At 35.9% G+C, this 323-nt stretch carries 1 protein-coding gene; it reads left to right on the top strand.

Going from position 1 to position 323, the window contains the following annotated elements; all coding sequences use genetic code 11:
- Nucleotides 1–240: hypothetical protein (locus KPL72_RS21125; protein WP_219704364.1), on the top strand; the 240-nt coding region annotated here is incomplete at its 5' end.
- Between the last annotated feature and the right edge of the window lie 83 nt (nucleotides 241–323).

Here is a 323-nt window from a genome sequence, read left to right on the forward strand (position 1 = left end):
AGTAAAAAAAACAGTATTCCTAAGAATATGGTCATAACTACAATGACACTTATGGTTAGAAGTTTTAATGCTAAATTATACCAAATCGGCATGACTTCATGGCAATGTCGTATTTCTCGAGTTTTATCTAAAAAAGGAAAAAGTAAAACCGAGCCAAACATGGCCGTTCTCAATAAAGAAACCGGAAACCGACTCATAAAAATGAGTTCGGTTTGTGTAAAATGCGGCTCTTTAAAATAGCTATCCATCAGTTTTTTAGGGGTAAATAAGGTTAACAGAGACCAGAGAGTAGGTATCCATATTAGCCCTCCCATGGCTGTGAA

Origin of the sequence: Marinomonas lutimaris, from assembly GCF_019426345.1 — a bacterium.
GTDB classification, from domain to species: Bacteria; Pseudomonadota; Gammaproteobacteria; order Pseudomonadales; family Marinomonadaceae; genus Marinomonas; species Marinomonas lutimaris.